This is a genomic window from Streptomyces tamarix (assembly GCF_032423885.1).
In the GTDB taxonomy this organism is placed as follows: Bacteria; Actinomycetota; Actinomycetes; order Streptomycetales; family Streptomycetaceae; genus Streptomyces; species Streptomyces tamarix.
The window spans coordinates 1-4,905 of record NZ_JAWCTQ010000088.1 but is presented as its reverse complement, the minus strand read 5'-3'; the positions used below and the strand labels follow the sequence as shown (position 1 = coordinate 4,905).

Below are 4,905 nucleotides of genomic sequence, written 5' to 3'. Positions count from 1 at the left end.
AGCGCGGGGCGGGGTCCTTGGAGCGGCGCGGGGCGGGGTCCTTGGCGGGGGGCTTGGCGGCGGGCGGTTCGGCGGGCGAGGTGGGGGGCTCGGCTGATGGGGTGGGGGGCTTAGCGGGGCGGGGGGCGGCCTTGGTGGAGCGCGGGGCGGGGGACTCGGCGGGGCGGGGGGCGGCCTTGGTGGAGCGCGGGGCGGGGGACTCGGCGGAGGGCTCGGCGCCGGGCGGTTCGGCGGGTGATTCGGCCGGCGGGGCGGAGTCCTGGGCGGGCCGCCGGGCGGAGTTCCCAGCAGGGCACTCGGGGGTGGGCGGGACGGGGTGCGGGGCGGCGGGCGGTTCGGTGGTGCGGTGGCGGGCGGCGCGGCGGGAGCCGGCGGGGGTCCGGTGACTGCCTCGTGAGGTCTTCACGAGGCCGGGACCCTAGTCGAACAGTCGTCACTCTCCAAAGCCACTCGGCTACTCAGCGTCGTGTCGCCGTGTCGCTGCGCCCGCCCGCCGCCACTCAGTAATCGAACGCCCGCGTGGTGTTCTCGGCGATCGCCGTCGCCATGGCCTCCTCCCCGACCCCCCGCACGTCCGCCATGGCGCGGACGGTGACCGGGATCAGGTACGGCGCGTTGGGCCTGCCCCGGTAAGGGGCGGGGGTGAGGAACGGCGCGTCCGTCTCGACGAGGACCAGCTCCAGCGGGGCGACGGCGAGGGCGTCGCGCAGCGGCTGGGCGTTCTTGAAGGTGACGTTCCCGGCGAAGGACATGTAGTAGCCGCGCTCGGCGCAGACGCGGGCCATGTCGGCGTCGCCGGAGTAGCAGTGGAAGACGGTCCGCTCCGGGGCGCCCTCCTCGGCGAGGACCCGCAGCACGTCGTCGTGGGCCTCGCGGTCGTGGATGACGAGGGTCTTGCCGTGCCGCTTGGCGATCTCGATGTGGGCGCGGAACGAGCGCTCCTGCGCCTCCTTGCCCTCGGGTCCCGTACGGAAGTGGTCGAGGCCCGTCTCGCCCACGGCCTTCACGTGGTCGAGGGCGGCCAGCCGGTCGATCTCCGCGAGCGCGTCGTCGAGCGCCGCGTCCCCGCCGGCCTCCCGCGCGCCCTGGCGCGACCATCCGTCGGGGTCGCCGAGCACGATGCGCGGCGCCTCGTTGGGGTGGAGGGCGACGGCGGCGTGGACGTTGGCGTACTGGGCGGCCGTCTCCGCCGCCCACCGCGAGCCCTTCAGGTCGCAGCCGACCTGGACGACGGTCTCGACGCCGACGAGCCCGGCCTTGGTCAGGGCCTCCTCGACCGTGCCGGACTGCATGTCGAGGTGGGTGTGCGAGTCGGCCACCGCGACGGGCAGGGGCTCGGGCAGCGGCGGCGGGGCGTCCTTGGCACTCATGCCCCGATCGTAGATCGTGCGGAAGCCCCCGCCCCGGCCCCCGCCGGCACCGGCCCCCGTCGGCTCCACCGGCCCTCACCGGCACCGGCGGCCCCCACCAGTCCCGGTTCCCTCGGCCCCGGTCCCGTCGGCCCCCACCGGCGCCGGCACCGACCGGCACCGGCGGCGTCACCTCCGGTGGAACAGGTGCGGCAGGTGCCTGCGGCGCGGCTCCGGCTCCCCCACGCGGGTCGCCCCGGACGGACCGGCCGCCTCCGGTCCCGCCGCGGCGTCCGCGCCGGGCGGCGGCTTCTCCTCCAGCTCCTGGCCGATCGGCCCGGCCGTCGCCACCGGGATGGCGGCCCTCCGGAGCGTCGCGCCGGACCCGGCGGCCGGGTGCTCGCCGTGGTCGAGCACCGTCGAGATCCGGCCGGGGCCCATGATGCGCACCACGTGCCGCCCGCAGTTGGGGCACGTCGGTTTCGACAGGGGCGAGGGCACGCGCCGGCCCTCGCTGCGGTAGACGACGAAGTCGTGACCGGTGATGTCCGTGTGGTGCTCGATGTCGTACGCCTGCTCCCAGCCGTAACCACACCTCATGCAGGCGAAGGCGTACGCCTCGTGGCCGACCGGGATGCTGGAGGTCTCGCTCATGCCGGTTCCTTCCCACCGCCGCGGTGGACGCCTTCGCTGGCGGCGTGCCTCAACGGGTGAGAGCTGTGCTTTTCACGATAGCTCTTTGCCCGCGTTCGGGCTGTTTCCTCCGGCGTTCTTCGCCGCGACGACGGCGTCGAACACCTCCCGCTTGGGCAGCCCCGCCTCGGCGGCGACGGCGGCGATCGCCTCCTTGCGCCGCTCCCCCGCCTCCTCCCGCACCCGGACCCGGCGGACCAGCTCGGCCGGGTCGAGGTCGGCGGGCCCGGACGCGGGGGCGCCCTCGACGACGACGGTGATCTCGCCCCGTACGCCCTCGGCGGCCCACGCGGCCAGCTCCCCGAGGCCGCCGCGCTTGACCTCCTCGTACGTCTTGGTCAGCTCCCGGCACACGGCGGCGCGCCGGTCCGCGCCGAACACCTCGGCCATCGCGGCGAGCGTGTCGTCGAGGCGGTGCGGGGCCTCGAAGTAGACGAGCGTGCGGCGCTCGGCGGCGACCTCCCGCAGCCGGGCGAGCCGCTCGCCGGCCTTGCGGGGCGGGAAGCCCTCGAAGCAGAACCGGTCGACGGGCAGGCCCGACAGGGCGAGCGCGGTGAGCACGGCGGACGGGCCGGGCACGGCGGTGACCTTGATGTCCCGTTCGACGGCGGCGGCCACCAGCCGGTAGCCGGGGTCGGAGACGGACGGCATGCCCGCGTCGGTGACCAGCAGCACCCGGGAGCCGCCCGCGAGGGCCTCGACCAGCTCGGGCGTCCGCGCGGCCTCGTTGCCCTCGAAGTACGACACGACCCGGCCGCGCGGCTGCACGCCGAGGGCCTGGGTGAGGCGGCGCAGCCGGCGGGTGTCCTCGGCGGCGACGACGTCGGCCTCCGCCAGCTCGGCGGCGAGGCGGGGCGGGGCGTCGGCGACGTCGCCGATCGGGGTACCTGCGAGTACGAGCGTTCCTGTCACGGGGCCATCCTCGCAGCCGCGCGGGCGGCCCGGCCGGGCGAGTCGCGCGGGCGCGTTCCCTACGATGGCGCGGTGACCAGTACTGCGCCAGAGGCCCTGCACGGACAGGACGGCCCGGGCGGGCCCGCCGCCGGCCCCCTCGGGGGACACGAGCCGCCCTCGTGGGAGCGGCGCCTGCGCCGGTTCGGGTACGCCCCGCGCGGGGTGCCGGGGCTGCGGGAGCGGCTGGTGCCGCCGTACGCGCGGGCGTCGCTCCGCCCGTGGGCCGGGCTCGGGCTGCCGCCGCGGGCGGCGCGGGTCCTGCTGCGCCTCGCCCCGTGGGGCGGGCCGCTGCTGGTGGCGCTGGTCGCGGGCGTGCTGCGGTTCTGGAACCTGGGCTCGCCGCACGCGGTGATATTCGACGAGACGTACTACGCCAAGGACGCCTGGGCACTGATCCACAACGGCTACGAGGGGTCGTGGCCGAAGGACGTCGACAAAACGATCCTGGCGGACCCCGGCGCCGTCCAGGTCCCGGTGGACCCGGGCTACGTGGTCCACCCGCCGGTCGGCAAGTGGGTCATCGGGCTGGGCGAGTGGCTGTTCGGGTTCGACCCGTTCGGCTGGCGCTTCATGGTGGCGGTGTGCGGCACGCTGTCGGTGCTGATGCTGTGCCGGATCGGGCGGCGGCTGTTCCGGTCGACGTTCCTGGGCTGCCTGGCGGGCGGTCTGCTCGCCGTCGACGGACTGCACTTCGTGATGAGCCGCACGGCCCTCCTCGACCAGGTGCTGATGTTCTTCGTGCTGGCCGCGTTCGGCTGCCTGCTGGTGGACCGGGACTGGGCGCGGCGGCGGCTCGCGGCGGCCCTTCCGGTCGACGGGGACGGGGTCCTGCGGCCGGACGCGCGGATCGCGGAGACCCTGCGGCTGGGGTGGCGGCCGTGGCGGCTGGCGGCCGGTGTGACGCTGGGCCTGGCCGCGGCGACCAAGTGGAACGGCCTGTACGTCATGGCCGCGTTCGGGCTGCTGACCGTGGCGTGGGACGTGGGCGCCCGGCGGGTCGCCGGCGCGCGCCGCCCGTACGCGGCGGTGCTGAAGCGGGACGTGCTGCCGGCGTTCGTGTCGACGGTGCCGGTGGCACTGGCCGCGTACGTCGCCTCCTGGACCGGGTGGATCTTGTCCGACAAGGGCTACTTCCGCACCTGGGCGTCGACCGGCGAGGGCCGGGACAGCTCGTGGTCGTGGCTGTTCCCCGACTGGTGGCGGAGCCTGTGGCACTACGAGTCGGAGGTGTACACGTTCCACGTCAACCTCACCTCGGGGCACACGTACGAGTCGAACCCGTGGAGCTGGATCGTCCTGGGCCGCCCCGTCTCGTACTTCTACGAGTCGCCCGCGCAGGGCCGGGACGGCTGTCCGGCGGACGCGGCGGAGAAGTGCGCGCGCGAGGTGCTGGCGATCGGGACGCCGCTGCTGTGGTGGGCGGCGTGCTTCGCGCTGCTGTACGTGCTGTGGCGCTGGTTCTTCCGCCGCGACTGGCGCGCCGGGGCGATCGCCTGCGCGGTCGCGGCGGGGTGGGCGCCGTGGTTCCACTACCAGGAGCGGACGATCTTCCTCTTCTACGCGGTGGTGTTCGTCCCCTTCCTGTGCCTGGCGGTCACGATGATGATCGGCGCGATGCTCGGCCCGGCCGCGCCCCGGCCCGGCCCGGACGGCGCCCCGGACGGCCCCCCGGACCCGGACGCCGCGCGCGCCGAGCGCCGCCGCACGATCGGCGCGGTCGGCGCGGGCGTCCTGGTCCTGCTGATCGTGTGGAACTTCATCTACTTCTGGCCCCTGTTCACCGGGGAGACGATCCCGATGGACGAGTGGCGGTCGCGGATGTGGCTGGACACGTGGGTCTAGCTGCGTGAACGGACCAGGGGGGCACGGCCGACGGCCGGGCCCCCCGGGTGGTTGTCGGTGGTCCCCC

The 4,905-nt window shown here is 75.5% G+C and carries 4 protein-coding genes and 1 pseudogene; 1 reads left to right on the top strand and 4 read right to left on the bottom strand.

Going from position 1 to position 4,905, the window contains the following annotated elements; all coding sequences use genetic code 11:
* From RND61_RS32275 to rsmI, 4 genes and pseudogenes are all read right to left on the bottom strand, one after another.
* Nucleotides 1-406: pseudogene (locus RND61_RS32275) on the bottom strand (hypothetical protein); the annotation flags it as partial.
* Nucleotides 407-500: 94 nt separating this feature from the next.
* Complete coding sequence (locus tag RND61_RS32270; protein ID WP_315881729.1) at nt 501-1,370, bottom strand: TatD family hydrolase; 870 nt, start codon at nt 1,368-1,370, stop codon at nt 501-503.
* A gap of 168 nt (nt 1,371-1,538) precedes the next feature.
* Complete coding sequence (locus tag RND61_RS32265) at nt 1,539-2,003, bottom strand: hypothetical protein (RefSeq protein ID WP_315881728.1); 465 nt, start codon at nt 2,001-2,003, stop codon at nt 1,539-1,541.
* 72 nt (nt 2,004-2,075) lie between these two features.
* The gene (rsmI, locus tag RND61_RS32260) at nt 2,076-2,954 is read right to left on the bottom strand and encodes a 16S rRNA (cytidine(1402)-2'-O)-methyltransferase (protein WP_315881727.1); all 879 of its coding nucleotides are present in this window, start codon (nt 2,952-2,954) and stop codon (nt 2,076-2,078) included.
* A gap of 72 nt (nt 2,955-3,026) precedes the next feature.
* On the opposite strand from rsmI, the gene RND61_RS32255 reads away from it, so the two are divergent.
* Nucleotides 3,027-4,838: a dolichyl-phosphate-mannose--protein mannosyltransferase gene (locus RND61_RS32255; protein WP_315881726.1), complete on the top strand. Its 1,812-nt coding sequence runs from the start codon at nt 3,027-3,029 to the stop codon at nt 4,836-4,838.
* The last annotated feature ends 67 nt before the right edge of the window (nt 4,839-4,905 follow it).

What these genes read in the sequence shown, in the direction of transcription:
- RND61_RS32270 (WP_315881729.1), bottom strand. Translation starts at nt 1,370, where the DNA reads ATGAGTGCCAAGGACGCCCCGCCGCCGCTGCCCGAGCCCCTGCCCGTC.
- RND61_RS32265 (WP_315881728.1), bottom strand. Translation starts at nt 2,003, where the DNA reads ATGAGCGAGACCTCCAGCATCCCGGTCGGCCACGAGGCGTACGCCTTC.